Here is a 16,190-nt window from a genome sequence, read left to right as displayed (position 1 = left end):
AACCCCGGCGGCCTCCCGGGAACCCTTCCCGACCACGGCAAACCCCGATCGACCCCTTCCCGGAAACGACGGGATCCCGGCCGCACAGGGGTGCGGCCGGGATCCCGGTGGAGCTGGTGGAGCTGGTGGTGCTGGTCAGGCCGTGGAGCCGGACTTCTCCCGCTCGCTGTCGTCCTGGCCGACCGGGTCGGGGTCGGGGTCGGGGCCCGCGGCGTCCTCGGTGACCTCCGGCGCGGCGGCGGGCGGCGGGACGGGGCGCGGCACCTTGCGCAGCATGGTGAACGCCAGCACCGCGGTGACCAGCAGCACACCGGACACCGAGTAGGCGGCGACGTGCAGCTCCTCGGTGAACGCCGTCCGCGCGGCCAGCCTCAGCGCGTCACCGGCGGCCGCGGACAGCGTGCCGGCGACCTCGACGGCCTCGCCCAGCGTGTCCCGGGCGGAGTCCAGCGCGTCGGCGGGCACCCCGGCGGGCGGGTTGTCGGCGAGCTGCGAGCGGTACACGAACGCGCCGACGCTGCCCAGCACGGCCACGCCCAGCGCGCTGCCGAACTGGCTGCCGGTCTCCGAGAGGCCGGCGGCGGAACCCGCGCGCTCCGGCGGGGCGGTGGTCACCACCAGCTCGGCGGTCAGCGTCAGCGCCATCGCCATGCCCATGGTGGACAGCATCTGGCCGACGACCGCCTGGGCCAGGCCGTCCTCCACGCCCACCTGCGACATCACCAGGAAGCCGCCGATGCCGATGGCCAGGCCGAGGGCGGTGGTGGTCGCGTGCCCGAGCTTCGAGGTGAGCAACGGGGCCAGCACCGCCGCGCCGATCGCCGCGGTGAACGCCTGCGGCAGCGACCACAGGCCCGCCACGAACGGTTCGAGCCCCAGCACCAGCTGGAGGTACTGGGCGGTGAAGAACATGAAGCCGACGAGCGCGAAGTTGGCCAGCACGTTGGTGACCAGCGCGGCGGAGAACGCGGCCTTGCGGAACAGCCGCACGTCCACCATCGGGTCGTCCAGCGCGCGCTGGCGCAGGATGAACAGCGGCACGAGCAGCAGGCCCACGACCACCGCGGCCAGCGGCAGCCAGCCGAAGCCCTGCTCGGCGAACTCCTTGACGCCCCACACCACCGGCAACACGCTCGCGAACAGCAGCAGCGAGCTGACCAGGTCGATCTTCCCGGCGTTCGGGTTGCGGTACTCGGGCAGCAGCAGCGGCGAGGCGATCACGAGGACCAGCATGATCGGCACGTTGATCAGGAACACCGTGCCCCAGTGGAAGGACTGGAGCAGCACGCCGCCGGCCAGCAGGCCGATGGCGCCACCGGCGGAGAAGCCGGCCGACCACAGGCCGATCGCGGCGCGGCGCTGCTGCTCGTCCTGGAACATGGTGCGGATCAACGACATGGTGGACGGCATCAGCGTCGCACCGGCGGCGCCCATGAGCGCGCGGGTGGCGATGAGCACCTCGGGGCTGCTCGCGTAGGCCGACACGGCGGAGGCGATGCCGAAGGCGGCCGCGCCGATGATCAGCAGCTTGCGGCGGCCGATGCGGTCGCCGAGCGTGCCCATGGGGATGAGCAGGCCCGCGAGCACGAACGCGTAGATGTCGGTGATCCACAGGAGCTGGCTGCTCGACGGCGCCAGTTCGGCGCTCAGGAATGGCAGCGCGTAGGACAGCACGGTCATGTCCATGCTGATGATCAGCGTGACGAGGACGAGGACGGCCAGCCCCCACCACTCCCGCTTCCCGGCACGTTGGGCTGGAGTCATGTCCATGAAACTACACCCGATCTATACGCTTGTATATGACGTCTGTATGAAAACACTGTCCCGATCCTGTAGGGTCACGTCGTGGGCCATCGAGAACAGCTGCTCGCCGGCGCGAGAAAATGCCTGTACGAGCGCGGCTACGCCAACACCACGGCGAGGGACGTCGTCTCCGCGTCGAACACCAACCTGGCCTCGATCGGCTACCACTTCGGGTCCAAGGAGGCGCTGCTGAACGCGGCGCTCGTCGCGGCGTTCGAGGAGTGGGGCGCCGAACTGGACCGGGTCATGATCAGCGCGGGCGGGCCGGACCTCACCACGTCCGACCGCCTGGAGATCATGTGGAGCGGCGTGCTGGAGTCCTTCAGCAGCCACCGCCCGCTGTGGGTGGCGGGCATCGAGGCGTTCTCCCTCGCCGAGCGGATGCCCGACCTGCGGGAGAAGCTCGCCATCGCCTACCAGCGCGCCCGCCCGTCGCTGGGCGCCCTGGCGGTGCCCCACGAGGACCCCGACGACCCGACGCGGCTCGCCGCCGGGTCGTTCCTGCTCTCGGTGATGATCGGGCTGACCGTGCAGAACCTGCTGGACCCGCCGTCCGCGCCGACCGCGGGCGACCTGCTGTCGGCGGTGCGGGCGATCGGGGAGAAACTCGTGGGGTCCCCCGAGGGGGACGACGCCGGCGCGAACGAGGGCGGCGACGCGGCTCCCACTGCGGGGAAACCCGGCGCCCAGCGCTGAACCACCCGCACCCGAAACGCCACCGGACGGCACGCCCGCCGGGGTACCGTCGGTCGGCACACCCACCACCGGGAGACCCCCGGTCGGCACACCCACCACCGGCACACCCCCGGCCGGCACACCCACCGCCGGCACGCCTCCGGTCGGAGCGCCCGAACCCGACTCCGCCGGTCCGGTGAACACCCGCGCTGCCCTCCGTGTCCGACGTGCCCGAAAGTGCCGGCGGCACTTCCCCTTCTTCCCGCCTGCTGAACCCTCGCGCCCGCCCACTCCTCCCGTCCACCCCTTGCGGGGCGGGCAAGGGGGCCGACCCGGACCGCCCAGGGGTGCCCTAGGGGTTGTCGCGCGGTACGGCCACCGGCAGGTTCGAGGCACCGCCCCCCGCTAGCCGAGTCGAGGAGACCGCATGTCCGTTCTGGCTGCCGACACGACGGTCGAGGGGTCGAAACCGCTCGACCCGCGTGACCCGATGGTCCGGCTGGGGAACCTGCTCGACCCGGGTTCCCTGGCGCCCTTGCACGACCAGGACGGCAGCGGGGTGCGGGCGGCGCGCGGGCGCGTCAACGGTTCTCCCGTGCTGGCCTACTGCACCGACGCCACCATGATGGGCGGCGCGATGGGCTGGTCCGGCGCGCAGCGCATCGTGGAGGCGATCGAGATCGCCGTGCGCGACCGCGTCCCGGTCATCGGCCTGTGGCACTCCGGCGGCGCGAAGCTCGCCGACGGCGTGGAGTCCATGGACGGCGTCGGCCGGATGTTCGCCGCGATGACCCGGGCCTCCGGGCGGGTGCCGCAGATCTCGGTGATCCTCGGCCCGGCCGCGGGAGCCGCCGCGTACGGGCCCGCGCTGACCGACATCGTGGTGATGGCCGAGGGCGGCCGGGTGTTCGTCACCGGCCCCGAGGTCGTCCGCAGCGTCACCGGCGAGCAGATCGACATGGAGGGCCTGGGCGGCGTCGAGGCCCACGGCCGCAAGTCCGGCGTGGTCCACGTGACCACGGAGTCCGAGGAGGAGGCGCTGCGGAAGGCGCGCTCCCTGGTGGACTTCTTCACCCGGCCCGGCGTGCTGGACCTGGCGTCCGCGGACGACGGCCGCGACCCCAGCTCCTGGCTGCCGGAGTCGCCGCGCCGCGCGTACGACGTGAAGCCGTTGCTGAACGACGTGCTCGACGCGGGCTCCTTCGAGGAGTTGCAGGCCAAGTGGGCGCCGAACGTCGTCGTCGGCTTCGGCAGGCTGGCCAAGCGCACGGTCGGCGTCATCGCGAACAACCCGCTGCGCAAGGGCGGCTGCCTGGACTCGCTGAGCGCGGAGAAGGCCTCGCGGTTCGTGCGCATGTGCGACGCGTTCGGCGTGCCGCTGCTGGTGCTGGTCGACGTGCCCGGCTACCTGCCCGGCGTCGGGCAGGAGTGGGGCGGCGTGGTGCGGCGCGGCGCGAAGCTGCTGCACGCCTTCGCCGAGGCGGTCGTCCCCCGGGTCACCCTCATCACCCGCAAGTCCTACGGCGGCGCGTACATCGCCATGAACTCGCGCTCCCTGGGCGCCAGCGCGGTGTTCGCCTGGCCGGACGCCGAGGTGGCCGTGATGGGCGCCGAGGCGGCCGTGAAGATCCTGCACCGCAAGAAGCTCGCCGCCGCGACCGAGGAGGAGCGGCCGGAGCTGCTGGCCCGGCTCACCGAGGAGCAGCAGCGCATCGCGGGCGGCGTCGACCGGGCGATCGCGCTCGGCGTCGTGGACGAGGTCGTGGCGCCGGGCGACACGCGCCGCAGGCTGGCCGAGGCGTTCGCGTCCGCGCAGCCGGGCCGCGGCCACCACGGGAACATCCCGCTGTGAGCGCACCGACCTCCACCGGGACCTGGCTGCGCCGGTTCCGGCCGACCGCCGGCGCGCCGGTGCGGTTGGTGTGCTTCCCGCACGCGGGCGGCTCCGCGTCCTACTTCGTGCCGGTGGCCCGCGCGCACGCGCCGGGGGTCGACGTGCTGGCCGTGCAGTACCCGGGGCGGCAGGACCGCCGCGCGGAGCCCGCCGTCGACTCGATCCCCGAGCTGGTGGACGCCCTGGTGCCGGAACTGCTGGCGTGGACGGGCGAACCGTTCGCGTTCTTCGGCCACAGCATGGGCGCGACCGTGGCGTTCGAGGTGGCGCGCCGGCTGGAGGAGCGCGGTGTCACGCCGGTCCACCTGTTCGCGTCGGCCCGGCGCGGCCCCACCACCCACCGCGGCGAGCGGCTGCACCTCCGGGGCGACCGCGTGCTGATGGAGGAGCTGAGGTCGTTGGGCGGCACGGACCTGCGCGCCATGGACGACGAGATCCTGGCGATGGTGCTGCCCGCGCTGCGGGCGGACTACAAGGCCGTGGAGACCTACGAGCACGTGCCCGGCCCGCCGCTGCGGACGCCGATCACCGCGCTGATCGGCGACGGTGACCCGAAGGTGTCCGAGGACGAGGCGCGGACCTGGGCGGAGCACACCGCGGGCGGTTTCGAGCTGGAGGTCTTCCGCGGCGGCCACTTCTACCTGACCGATCACGCGGAGGCGGTCAACGCGCTGATCGCCGACCGCCTCCGACGGGCCCGCTGACCCCTCAGTCGAGGTGCGCGAGGCCGATGGCGCACAGGTGGGACACCCACCGGCCCAGGTCCTCGCGCACCGCGTGCCGGTCGGCGTTCCACCTCCGCGCCAGCGACGCGGACGCCTCGTCCACGCGACCGTCGTGCCGGCGCAGCGCGATCCACATCCCGGTGTGCTCGGCCTCGAAGAGGAACGACGTGCCCGTGCGGGGCATGGTGAGCAGTAACCTGCCCTCCGCGTCCACCTCCGCGCTCACCGGGTGTTCGAGTCGAACGCGCACCCGCTCCCCCTGAACGGCTCGACGACGCGGTCGCACCACGCGGCGATCCGCTCGGACGAGCGGACGGCGCACAGCACACCGCCCCCGGAGGCGGTGAACTCGCCCAGCACCGCGCGCACCACCCCGAGCGCCCACGCGTCGACCCCGGCGAACGGGTCGTCCAGCACCAGCAGCCGGCGCTCGCCCAGCAGCGCGGTCGCCAGCCGCAGCAGCAGGCGCTGCCCGGCGGTGCACCGGTACGCGGGCAGGTCGGCCGCGCCGGTCAGCTCGCACACCGACAGCAGCAGGGTCGACCTGCGCTCCGCGGCCACGCGCGACAGGCCGTGCGCCATCCCCGCGCACACCAGCACGTCGTGGCACGAGCGCCGGTCGACCACCGGCTCGTCGTCGGGCACCAGCGCGACCGCCGACCGCACCAACCCGGGGCCGTCCCACAGGTCCTCGCCGAACAGCCACATGACGCCGTCGTCGGGCGGCAGCAGCCCGGCCGCGATCGACGTCAGCGTCGTCTTGCCCGCACCGGGACCGCCGACCACCCCGACCAGCGCGCCGCCGCGCACCTCCAGGTCGACGCGGTCGAGCACGACCTCGTCCCCGAACTGCTTGCGGACGCCGTCCAGCCGGAGCAGCGGAGTCCCGGCGACCCCGGCACCCGGGAGCACCCGCTCCTCCGAAACCCTTGCACGCATGAACTCCTCCTATGAACTGACCTCAACGCTAAGAGAGGCAACCGGTGGAGGGCATGGCGCTAACGCCACAATCGAGGTGGACCTACACCAACCCCCGATCGGGAAGACCCGCGAGAGGAAAGTGACGAAGGGTCACAAGACGAGGGCGTCGAACCTCCCGGAAACGGCCCGGGAACACCGGGGGTCCCACCCGCCGCACGCACGGCGACCCGCGCAAATCTCCGACGCGTGGAATATCGGGGCCCGATCTTTCGACCGGGTGATCACCTTCCCCTGTTCGGGTGGATAACGCTTCTCGACAGGAGCCGACGCGGATTGCACGGTATTCTGCCCCAACGACTCCACTAGTGTGACCTTCGCCACTAGCCTCTGTCACGATGCCGGCTTCGGTGTTCCGAGGTGCCGCCGGTGCCCGGCGCCGAGGGGTCGAACCGGTCCCGGGTCACTCCGGCGGCGTGGCCCGCACGTCGGCCGTGAGCTCCAGCACCGCCGCCGACTTGTCCGGGCCCAGGAAGCGCAGCCCCATGAAGTTGTCGCCGGCGTTGAAGCCGGGCAGCGCCCAGACCTCCTCGTAGGGGAGGTCGGTGGGCCAGAACGCGCGCAGGCTGTAGACGTTGCTCCACACGCACCTGCCGGGGTCGGGCCGCCACAGGTGCCGGGAGAAGTCGGGGTTGCGCAGGCCGTGGCCGACCTCGCCGACCGCCAGCACGCGCTTGCGGCCGGTCAGCAGCACGACGTCGCCGGTGACGACGGTGTCCATCCGCCTGTCGTGCTTCGCCGTGGCGCCCCAGAACCGCGCCCGGCCCGACGGGTGCACGGCGGTCAGCCGGGCCAGGTCCTCCGGGTCGAGCAGGCCGGCGCGGTCCGGTTCCCGGAACGGCACGGTGCGGTCCAGGGTCTCCGCCCAGTACCGGCGCACCCAGGGCTTGCCGTAGGAGGGCTGGATGAAGACTTGCGGCACGGCCACGAGGCTACCCGCGGCGGGGCGGGGTGGCGGGTCGCGCCGCCACCCCGCCCCGACCGGTCACAGCGCGCGCTGGAGGTGGTCCGACAGCAGCCGCACGAAGCGGGCCGGGTCGGTCAGCTCGCCGCCCTCCGCGAGCAGCGCCATGCCGTGCAGCAGCTCGACGGTCCCGGCCAGCCCGTCGTGGTCCTCGCGGGCGGCGAACGCCTCGTGCAGGCCGACGACCAGCGGGTGGGTCGGGTTCAGCTCCAGGATGCGCTTGACCTGCGGCAGCTCCTGCCCCATCGCCCGGTACATCTTCTCCAGGGTCGGGGTGAGGTCGTGCGCGTCACCGACCACGCACGCGGGCGAGGTCGTCAGGCGCGAGGACAGCCGCACCTCCTTGACCTGCTCCTCCAGGGTGGCGGACATCCACGCCAACAGGTCGGCGAAGTCCTTCTGCCGCTCCTCGGCCTCCTTCTTCTCCTCCTCGGTCTCCAGGTCGACCTGCCCCTTGGCGATCGACTGGAAGGTCCTGCCCTCGAACCCGGGCACCCCGTCGACCCACATCTCGTCGATCGGGTCGGTGAGGACCAGCACCTCGAAGCCCTTGGCGCGCAACGCCTCCAGGTGCGGCGAGTTCTCGACCGTGGCCCGCGAGTCGCCGGTCATGTAGTAGATGTGCTGCTGGTCTTCCTTCATCCGCTCGACGTACTGCGCGAGCGTGGTCTTCTTCTCCGCGTCGTGGGTGGAGTCGAACGAGGCGATGCCGAGGATGGCGTCGCGGTTCTCGGGGTCGGCGAGCAGGCCCTCCTTCACGGCCGCGCCGAACTCGCGCCAGAACGTCTCGTAGTCCTCCGGCTTGTCCGCCATCATCGCCTTGACGGTGGACAGCACCTTCTTGACCAGGCGGCGGCGCATCAGCTGGATCTGGCGGTCCTGCTGGAGGATCTCGCGCGAGACGTTCAGCGAGAGGTCCTGGGCGTCCACCACGCCCTTGACGAACCTCAGGTACTCCGGCATCAGCTCTTCGCAGTCGTCCATGATGAAGACGCGCTTGACGTAGAGCTGCACGCCGCGCTTGCGCTCGCGCATGAACAGGTCCAGCGGCGCCTGCGACGGGATGAACAGCAGCGCCTGGTACTCGAACGTGCCCTCCGCCTTCATGCGGATGGTGTCCAGCGGCTTGTTCCAGTCGTGGCTGACGTGCCGGTAGAACTCGGCGTACTCGTCCTCGGTGACCTCGCTCGCCGGGCGCGCCCACAGCGCCTTGCGCGAGTTGACCACCTCGGGCTCGGCGTCGTCGCCGCCCTTGGCCAGCCGGATCGGCCAGGTGATGAAGTCGGCGTAGCGCTTGACCACCTCGGTGAGCTTGGCGGTCGAGGTGTAGTCCGGGAGCTGGTCCTCGTCGTCGGCGGGCTTGAGGTGGAGGGTGACGGCGGTGCCCTGCGGCGCGTCCGCGACGTCCTCCACCGTGTACGTGCCCTCGCCGCTGGACTCCCACCGCACGCCCTCGGCGGACCGCGGGTGCCTGGTCACGAGCGTGACCCTGTCCGCGACCATGAACGTCGAGTAGAAGCCGATGCCGAACTGGCCGATGAGGTCCTGCGAGGCGGCGGCGTCCTTGGCCTCCTTCAGCTTGCCCAGGAACTCGGCCGTGCCGGACTTGGCGATGGTGCCGATCAGGTTGACCACGTCGTCGCGGGTCATGCCGATGCCGTTGTCGCGGACCGTCAGCGTGCGCTGCTCGCGGTCGACCTCGATCGCGATGTGCAGGTCGGAGGTGTCCGCGGTCAGGTCCTTGTCGCGGAACGTCTCCAGGCGCAGCTTGTCCAACGCGTCCGAGGCGTTGGAGACCAGCTCGCGCAGGAACGTGTCCTTGTTCGAGTAGATCGAGTGGATCATCAGCTGGAGGAGCTGCCGCGCCTCCGACTGGAACTCGAGCGTTTCCACGTCCGTCCTCTCTGTCCGGCTCCTGTCGACCGCACATCGTATCCAGAACGGCGGCGCCGGGTACGTGGCCGATACTGAGTTCGTGACCGCGAGACGACCGCGCCTGGAGATCGAGTACTGCACGCAGTGCCGCTGGCTGCTGCGCGCCGGGTGGACCGCCCAGGAGCTGCTGACGACCTTCACCACCGAGTTGGGTGAGGTCGCCCTGGTGCCCGGCACGGGTGGCGTCTTCGACGTCCGGCTCGACGGGGAGGTGCTGTGGTCGCGGAAGGCGGAGGGCGGGTTCCCCGAGGTGGCGGCCCTGAAGCGGCTGGTCCGGGACCGCATCGCCCCGGACCGCGACCTGGGCCACACCGACCGGCGGGTGGTGGATTGAGCCCGGGTCGCCCTCAGACGACGTCGAGCCGCGGCGCGGCGGACGCGGCCTGCGCCACCTGCGCCAGCACCTGCGCGTCCGCGAGGTTCGCGACGCGCACCGACATCGCCGGAAAAGCCCGTTTTGTCGGTTTCGTCGTGTAGACCGAGAAGGTATTTGGTCCTCTGGTCGTAGACGACCTCCTTCGCCCGGTTCCAGTCCACCTGCAAGAACTGCCTGCGGAGCACGCCCGCGAAGAGGAACAGCAGGCGGTGGTTGGTGAGCGCTTCGGCGATGTCCGGGCGCAAACCGGGCGCGGGCTGCGCGGGCGGGTCCTGAGCCGGCCGCTCCTGCCGGACGACCTTCCGCTCCGCGGTGTGGAACGTCCAGCGACGGCCGTCCCAGTAGCGCACCAGGGCGCCGTTCAGCGGGTCGGGCAGCCACGCGGCGGGGCGTGGAGGCGGCGCCGAGGGGTGGGTCACCGGTCACTCCCCGCCGTCGTCGGACAGGTCGCCGTCGTCGGACAGGTCGCCGTCATCGCCCACGTCGGTGCGCGCGCCGACAGCGGACAGCACTGCCCCCGACCTCGACGTGGCGGCCTCGGCGCGCCTGCCGGGCTCGGAGGCGCGCCACTCGACGGCCTCGGCGGTGTCGCTGTGCTCCAGGACGTGGTCGTCGCCCAGCTCGGACAGCAGGTCCCGGACCTCCGCGGGCGTGGCGTAGAAGAACTCGCGACGGGAGTTCACCAGGTTGACCCGACGGTGGCCCAACCGCTGGTGGAGCGACGTCTCCAGGGCGACGGCGTCCTCCGAGAAGAACAACGCGTGGGTGTCGAACCGGAAGGGCACCGAGGCGTCGCCGAGTTCCCGCACCCGGTCCATCGGGTCGAGGCGCCGGGTCATGCCGATCTTCACCACGTCAGGCCCGAACGCGCCGATGTTGGAGATCACGTACACGTAGCCCGCACGCGCGTTCGCGGCGCGGTCCTCCACGCCGGCGATCGCGTCGTCGACGGAGGCCAACTGCTCCCGGGCACGCGACAGGCCTTCGAGGTCCCCGTTCGCCTCCAGCTTGGCCACCACGGTCGCGTAATGGGCGCGCTCCTTGGCCAGGCGGGCCCGTTCCCTCTCGATCTCCTTCACCACCTTGGCCTCTTCGCGGAGCCGTTCGCGCTCGGCTCGGGCCTCGTCGCGCTCGGCCTCGGCCTTGACCAGGTGATCGGCGGTCAGGTCGACCTCCACGAGCCGGAGCCGGTGGTAGTCGCCGCCACCCGCGCCTCCCGTGATCCCGTCCGGACCGACCGTGCGGTAGGCACGGGGCCCAGCATGTACTGCGGATCGGGCATTACGCCGTTCGCGTTACGCGACTGGCCCGATCGCCGTAGCAGGTCATCGGATCGGTCTAATGAGGTCAACACACCCGGTGACGCTCGGGAGCCGGGCGTCACCGAACCGGACAGGTCGACCGGTCCCGGTCCGGGTCAGTCCTCCGCGGAGCGGGGAGCAGCCGACCGGGCGGCGGCCACGAACTCGCGCATCAGCCCGTGGTCCTTCACCCCGCGGCCCGACTCGATGCCGCTGGACACGTCGACGCCCCACGGCCGGGCCAGGGTGACGGCCTCGGCGACGTTCCCCACGCCCAGCCCGCCCGCCAGCAGCCACTGCCCCTCGGGGCGGGCGCGGTCCAGGGTGGAGAGGTCCCAGCGCTCGCCCGAGCCCGCCACGGGCGAGTCGAGCAGCAGCAGGTCCTCGCCGTACGCGCCCACCCTCACGTCGGTGTCCGGCTTGAGCGCGACCGCGCGCACCAGGCGCACCCCCGAGGCCCCGACCTGGTCGAACGCCTCCCTCGGGTAGTCGCCGTGCAGCTGGGCCGCGCCGATGCCGGACGCCTCGGCCAGGTGGCGCACCTCGGCCGCGCCGACGCCGCGGAACACGCCGACGGCGAGCACGTGCGGCGGCACCTCGCGCACCAGCCGCCGGGCCGTGTCGAGGTCCACCTGCCGCGCGCTCTCGGTGAAGACGAAACCCACCGCGTCCGCCCCGGCCTCGACCGCCACGGCCACGTCGGCCCCGGTGCGCAGGCCGCACAGCTTCACGTACATGCCGGTGACAGTAGCGCGCCGGCCCGGGCGCGCCCGGAGGCGCTTGTCCACAGAGGACCAGGCGGCCGGGCCGGGCCGGGTGGAATGGGCGACGCACCGCCCGTCGGGGGCGACGCGGTGACCGCCTGGCAAGGTAGCTTCTGCGCAGCGGTCACGTTTCGGGGATTCGCACCACAGGCGTCTTGAGCAGACAGGACGGGTTCGCCATGGCCGATGAGGGTGATCACGCACCACCCGTGCCGTTGGTCGTCGACCTGACGGGTCCGCACCCGCCCGCGCTGGCCGACGTGCGGCGGCGCACCGTCGCGTACCTGCCCGTGCTCGCCGAGGACAAGGTGGACGACGTGCTGCTGGTCGTCACCGAACTGGTCAGCAACGCCTACGACCACGGCGGGCGCGCGCTGGAGCTGCGCGTGGGCACCGGCCGGCAGCTGATCCGCGTCGAGGTCGACGACGAGTCGCCGCGCCTGCCGGTGCTGGGCCGCTCCTCCGCCGGGCGCTACCGGGGGCACGGCCTGCTCATGGTGGAGAACCTGTGCAAGGACTGGGGCGTGGCGCAGCGGACCTCGTACAAGACCGTGTGGGCGGTCCTGACCAGCGACGGTTGACCGCGGGTGGTTGATCGGCCCAGTCGGGTCCTGGCGGCCCCCGCGGCCTCCGGGGCGCGCCCGACGCGTTCCCGTACGGTGGTTGCGGGCATCAGCGCCACCGGGCAGGTGACCTGGCGCCGGAGCAGGGCGGCCGACGGGGATCGCGCGGGAACGGACGAGAGGTGGCCATGGCCAACCACGACAACGACCTCGCGGTCCGGTTGAGCGAGGTCGCCCGCGCCCTCCAGCAGCGGGGAACCGCGCAGGACACCCTGGACGGGATCGTGCGCGCGGCGGTGGAGACCATCCCCGGCGCCCGGCACGCCGGGGTGATGACCGTCGTCGGCAAGCGGGAGGTCAGGACGGTCTCGGTGACCGACGACCTGCCCCGGCAGGTCGACCAGGTCCAGTTCGAGACCGGTCAGGGGCCGTGCCTGACGGCGCTCTACCTGGACCGGACGATCAGCGTGCCCGACCTGGCGGCGGACACCCGGTGGCCCCGGTTCACCTCGCGGGCCCGGTCGCTGGACGTGGGGTCCATGCTGTCGTTCCAGCTGTTCGTGGAGGGCGACGACCTGGGCGCGCTCAACCTGTACGCCCCCGAGCCGCGCTCGTTCGACGAGGACTCCCTGCACGTGGGGCTGCTGTTCGCGAGCCACTCGGCGGTCGCCCTGGCCGAGGCGCAGCAGCGGGACCGGCTGACCCAGGCGGCCCACACCCGGGACCTGATCGGGCAGGCCAAGGGCATCCTCATGGAGCGCTACACGATCAACGCCGACCAGGCGTTCTCGGTGCTGGTGCGGGTGAGCCAGCAGAACAACCGGAAGCTGCGCGACCTCGCCGAGGAGCTGGCCACCACCGGCAAGCTGCCGGCCGAGGCGTAGCGACCGCCGACCGGTTGGACGGGGGCGCGGCCGGCTGCCGGCCGAGGGACGACGGCTGCCGCCACCGGTCAGCCACGCCACCACTGCTCCGTCAGCCGCCCGTCAACCACGCCACCGCCGCTCACCGCCCCTCGTCGGCGCGCTGACGCCGCAACTGCTCCAGCGCCGCCTCGTTCGACTCCTGCTCCAGCGCGCGCCGCATGGTGTCCACCTTCTCCTCCGGCAGGTGCGGTGCGAGCAGCGGCACGTTCGGGTCCACCACGGCCTCCAGGACCACCGGCCGGTCGGCCTGGAAGGCCTCCTGCCAGGCCCTCCCCACCTCGTCGGGCGCGTCGACCCGGATGCCGCGCAGGCCCAGCAGCTCCGCGTAGGCGGCGTAGGGGAAGTCCGGCACCCGCTGCGAGGTCTCGAAGCGCGGGTCGCCCTCCATCTCGCGCTGCTCCCAGCTGACCTCGCTCAAGTCGCGGTTGTGCAGCACCAGCACCACGAACCTCGGATCGGCCCAGGTGCGCCACCGGTCGGCGACGGTGATCAGCTCCAGCAGGCCGTTCATCTGCATCGCGCCGTCACCGACCAGCGCCACCACCGGCCGGTCGGGCGCGTGCAGCTTCGCGGCCAGGCCGTAGGGCAGGGCGCAGCCCATCGACGCCAGGTAGCCGGAGGTGTGCGCGGGCGCGCCGACCGGCAGCGCGAGGTGGCGGGCGTACCAGTAGCAGGCCGAGCCGACGTCCACGGCGACCTGGACGTCCAGCGGCAGGGCGGCGGACAGCTCGTGCACCACGAGTTCCGGGTTGAGCGGGTCGGCGGGCGCCTGGGCGCGTGCCCCGGCGATCCGCCGCCACCGGGCGACGCTCGCGAACACCTCCTGCTCCCACGACCGGTCGGGGTTGGGCGTCAGCAGCGGCAGCAGCGCCCGCAACGTCTCCGTCGAATCACCCACGAGGGGTACCTCGACCGGGTACTTGCCGCCGACCACGCGGGCCTTGATGTCGATCTGCACGGCGCGGGCCTGGCCGGGTTCCGGGTAGAACTCGGTCCACGGGTCGTTGCTGCCGACGATGAGCAGCGTGTCGCAGCCCGCCATCAGCTCGGCCGAGGCGGTGGTGCCCAGGTGGCCCATGACGCCGGTGTGCCAGGGCGCGTCCTCGGTGATCACGGTCTTGCCGACCAGGGACGCGGTCGCGCCCGCGCCCAGCACGTCCACGACCTCCGCGAGCTCGCGCTCCGCGCCGGCCGCGCCGCGCCCGATCAGCAGCGCGACCTTCCGGCCCGCGTTGAGCAGGTCGGCGGCCCGGCGCAGGTCGTCCTCGCGGGGCAGCACGCGGGGCCGGGCGACGACCGCCGAGGACGGCACCACGCCGTGGGTGTGCGGCAGCTCCTCCACCGCGTCGGCGCGCTGCACGTCGTGCGGCAGGATCAGGCAGGTCGGCACGCGCTCGGAGATGGCGGTGCGCATCGCGTTGTCCAGCAGCACGGGCAGCTGCTCGGGCGCGGACACCGTCTGGAGGTACTGGCCGCAGACGTCCTTGAACAGCGCGTGCAGGTCCACCTCCTGGAGGTAGCCGGTGCCCAGCGCGGTGGACACGACCTGGCCGACGAGCGCGACCACCGGGCGGTGGTCCAGCTTGGCGTCGTAGAGCCCGTTGAGCAGGTGGATCGCGCCGGGGCCCTGGGTGGCCAGGCACACGCCGACCTCGCCGGTGTACTTGGCGTGGCCGGTGGCCATGAACGCGGCCATCTCCTCGTGGCGGACGGGCACGAACTCGGGGTCGCCGTCGGCGCGGCGCAGGGCGGCGAGGATCGGGTCGATCCCGTCGCCCGCGTAGCCGAAGACCCTGGGCACGCCCCACGTGCGCAGGCGCTGGACCAGGGCGTCGGCGACCGTGCTCATGCGTCCTCCTCGGGAAGGGTCGTGTGGTCGCCGAGTTCCCGGGCAGCGGCGGCCGAAACGCTTGCCGGACGTTGACCGCGGCCGGCATGGTGGCAGGACCAACCAGTCGTCTGTCTCCTCTGACTCGGCTGCGGGGACGCCTGCTCGGCAGGGCTTCTCCCGCACTAGTGCCAGGGAAACAGGCGCTGTACCCCCTCATGCGAGGAAGCAGCGCTGATGAACGCTCCCCTCGACCTGGTCGGCGCGGCGCCGTTCGCAGGTCTTGTCCTCTTCGCCGTCCTCAGGTGGGGCGCGGCGGTGGTCCTGACGCTGATCGCCGGTGTGATCGCCGTCCTGACGCGCGACCAGGAACGCGGCGCGCGAGCCCTGGAGGTGCTCCGCCTGGTGCACCGGCCCTCGGCTGCGCCTCGGCGGCGGCCGCCGCCGAGGCGCAGCCGGTCATGACCCGCGCCCGCTGCCCGACCGCGGTGACCGACCACCGCGGAGGTCGGTGGTGCGGAAGAGCCGCCGGGCCGGTTCAGCCCAGCCGGTACTCCATCGACGCGCCGGCCAGCACCGTGCCGTCCGGCAGCGGCACGCGGGCGGGTTCCACCTCGCGGAAGCCGAACGATCGGTAGAGCGGCACGCCGGGCAGCGTGGCCACCAGCACCAGGGACCGGAAACCGGACTCCCCGGCCGCCCGCTCGCACGCGCCCAGCAGGGCCCGGCCCAGGCCGCGGCGCGCCCAGTCGCCCCGCACGAACATCGCCCGCACGCGCGCGGGTTCGGTGGTGGGGTCCAGGAGCCGGTCCTCGCCCGGTCGCGCGCCCGAGCCGGTGTAGAGCTTGTCGCGCTTGCTCCAGCCGCCGCAGGCGACGACCTCGCCGGCGTGCTCGTGCACGAAGTACGTGCCGTCGTCGATCAGCACCACGTCGGGCACGGCGAGGTGCTCGGCGGCCGACGCCGTTTCGCGCTCGTCGTGGAAGTGCGGGAACAGCTCCAGCACCGAGCGCCGCATCAGCTCGCCGATCGCCGGCACGTCCGACCGGACCGCCGCGCGCAGCACGGGCACCGCCACCGTGGCACCTCCTCCTCGCCGTCGTACCGGTCATCCTCGCGGGAGGACCGCCGCCTCCGCCCGGGACCGGCGGCCGTCTCAGCCGGCGGCCACACCCCGGGCCGATCCCGGCCGCCAACGCGGTGACCACGACACCGCGCGGCCGCCGAGCCGCGCCACACCCGACCGCAACCGCGACGGCGTCGTGGCCGACCGGGCAAAAGGCGCCACGGGACTGATGTCGATGGTGTGATCGGTTCAGGCGCCATGGCGTCGCCGACTCGGCGGAGGATCCGCGGTGAGCGCGGGGTGAAGGCGCGCGGCCTGTGGTGCGACGGAGACGCGCCGACTGCTCCGGCGCCCTGTCCCGCGAGCCTCCCACGGAGGCGAAGAACCCTCTG

General features: G+C 72.7%; 16 protein-coding genes. 7 read left to right on the top strand and 9 right to left on the bottom strand.

The genetic code is table 11. The features are described 5' to 3' along the window. Positions 1 to 135 precede the first annotated feature (135 nt). Positions 136 to 1,764: an MFS transporter gene (locus ABD223_RS27415; protein WP_344039428.1), complete on the bottom strand. Its 1,629-nt coding sequence runs from the start codon at positions 1,762 to 1,764 to the stop codon at positions 136 to 138. An 81-nt stretch (positions 1,765 to 1,845) separates the two neighbouring features. Between ABD223_RS27415 and ABD223_RS27410 the strand changes: the two genes are divergently transcribed. The 3 genes from ABD223_RS27410 (at position 1,846) to ABD223_RS27400 (ending at position 5,076) form a co-directional block, all read left to right on the top strand. Continuing rightward, complete coding sequence (locus ABD223_RS27410; RefSeq protein ID WP_344039427.1) at positions 1,846 to 2,499, top strand: TetR/AcrR family transcriptional regulator; 654 nt, start codon at positions 1,846 to 1,848, stop codon at positions 2,497 to 2,499. 406 nt (positions 2,500 to 2,905) lie between these two features. After that, positions 2,906 to 4,330, top strand: a complete 1,425-nt coding sequence (locus ABD223_RS27405) for an acyl-CoA carboxylase subunit beta (protein ID WP_344039426.1) — start codon at positions 2,906 to 2,908, stop codon at positions 4,328 to 4,330. Further along, positions 4,327 to 5,076 (top strand): thioesterase II family protein, encoded by a 750-nt coding sequence (locus ABD223_RS27400; RefSeq protein ID WP_344039425.1) that lies wholly within the window; start codon positions 4,327 to 4,329, stop codon positions 5,074 to 5,076. The genes ABD223_RS27405 and ABD223_RS27400 overlap by 4 nt, the downstream gene beginning before the upstream one ends. Positions 5,077 to 5,080: 4 nt before the next feature. Here ABD223_RS27400 and ABD223_RS27395 read toward each other — a convergent pair whose 3' ends face one another. The 4 genes from ABD223_RS27395 to htpG form a co-directional block, all read right to left on the bottom strand. Beyond that, positions 5,081 to 5,347 carry a hypothetical protein gene (locus ABD223_RS27395; protein WP_344039424.1) on the bottom strand — a complete coding sequence of 89 codons (267 nt, stop codon included), beginning with the start codon at positions 5,345 to 5,347 and terminating at the stop codon, positions 5,081 to 5,083. Then, positions 5,320 to 6,036 carry an ATP-binding cassette domain-containing protein gene (locus tag ABD223_RS27390; protein ID WP_344039423.1) on the bottom strand — a complete coding sequence of 239 codons (717 nt, stop codon included), beginning with the start codon at positions 6,034 to 6,036 and terminating at the stop codon, positions 5,320 to 5,322. The genes ABD223_RS27395 and ABD223_RS27390 overlap by 28 nt, the downstream gene beginning before the upstream one ends. Before the next feature lie 442 nt (positions 6,037 to 6,478). After that, entirely contained in the window at positions 6,479 to 6,997 is a 519-nt protein-coding gene (locus ABD223_RS27385) for a hypothetical protein (RefSeq protein WP_344039422.1), read from the bottom strand. Positions 6,998 to 7,060: 63 nt separating this feature from the next. Continuing rightward, positions 7,061 to 8,932, bottom strand: a complete 1,872-nt coding sequence (gene htpG, locus ABD223_RS27380) for a molecular chaperone HtpG (protein ID WP_344039521.1) — start codon at positions 8,930 to 8,932, stop codon at positions 7,061 to 7,063. A gap of 82 nt (positions 8,933 to 9,014) precedes the next feature. On the opposite strand from htpG, the gene ABD223_RS27375 reads away from it, so the two are divergent. After that, entirely contained in the window at positions 9,015 to 9,308 is a 294-nt protein-coding gene (locus tag ABD223_RS27375; protein ID WP_344039519.1) for an Rdx family protein, read from the top strand. Positions 9,309 to 9,772: 464 nt separating this feature from the next. On the opposite strand, the gene ABD223_RS27370 is transcribed toward ABD223_RS27375, so the two are convergent. Next, positions 9,773 to 10,528 (bottom strand): GIY-YIG nuclease family protein, encoded by a 756-nt coding sequence (locus ABD223_RS27370; RefSeq protein ID WP_344039421.1) that lies wholly within the window; start codon positions 10,526 to 10,528, stop codon positions 9,773 to 9,775. 239 nt (positions 10,529 to 10,767) lie between these two features. Beyond that, positions 10,768 to 11,388 (bottom strand): phosphoribosylanthranilate isomerase, encoded by a 621-nt coding sequence (locus ABD223_RS27365; RefSeq protein ID WP_344039420.1) that lies wholly within the window; start codon positions 11,386 to 11,388, stop codon positions 10,768 to 10,770. Between the two features lie 182 nt (positions 11,389 to 11,570). On the opposite strand from ABD223_RS27365, the gene ABD223_RS27360 reads away from it, so the two are divergent. Then, positions 11,571 to 11,996, top strand: a complete 426-nt coding sequence (locus ABD223_RS27360; RefSeq protein ID WP_344039418.1) for an ATP-binding protein — start codon at positions 11,571 to 11,573, stop codon at positions 11,994 to 11,996. Between the two features lie 170 nt (positions 11,997 to 12,166). Further along, positions 12,167 to 12,862 carry a GAF and ANTAR domain-containing protein gene (locus ABD223_RS27355; RefSeq protein WP_344039417.1) on the top strand — a complete coding sequence of 232 codons (696 nt, stop codon included), beginning with the start codon at positions 12,167 to 12,169 and terminating at the stop codon, positions 12,860 to 12,862. A 121-nt stretch (positions 12,863 to 12,983) separates the two neighbouring features. On the opposite strand, the gene ABD223_RS27350 is transcribed toward ABD223_RS27355, so the two are convergent. Continuing rightward, complete coding sequence (locus tag ABD223_RS27350) at positions 12,984 to 14,753, bottom strand: thiamine pyrophosphate-requiring protein (protein ID WP_344039416.1); 1,770 nt, start codon at positions 14,751 to 14,753, stop codon at positions 12,984 to 12,986. 216 nt (positions 14,754 to 14,969) lie between these two features. On the opposite strand from ABD223_RS27350, the gene ABD223_RS27345 reads away from it, so the two are divergent. Continuing rightward, on the top strand, positions 14,970 to 15,197 hold the full coding sequence (locus ABD223_RS27345; protein WP_344039415.1) for a hypothetical protein: 228 nt from the start codon (positions 14,970 to 14,972) through the stop codon (positions 15,195 to 15,197). 73 nt (positions 15,198 to 15,270) lie between these two features. On the opposite strand, the gene ABD223_RS27340 is transcribed toward ABD223_RS27345, so the two are convergent. After that, positions 15,271 to 15,810, bottom strand: coding sequence for a GNAT family N-acetyltransferase (locus ABD223_RS27340; RefSeq protein ID WP_344039414.1), 540 nt, complete (start codon positions 15,808 to 15,810; stop codon positions 15,271 to 15,273). Positions 15,811 to 16,190: the final 380 nt, after the last annotated feature.

It is taken from the genome of Saccharothrix xinjiangensis, from assembly GCF_039527585.1.
Lineage (GTDB): Bacteria > Actinomycetota > Actinomycetes > Mycobacteriales > Pseudonocardiaceae > Actinosynnema > Actinosynnema xinjiangensis.
The sequence above is the reverse complement of the archived record's forward strand: the minus strand, read 5'-3'. Positions and strand labels throughout refer to the sequence as shown.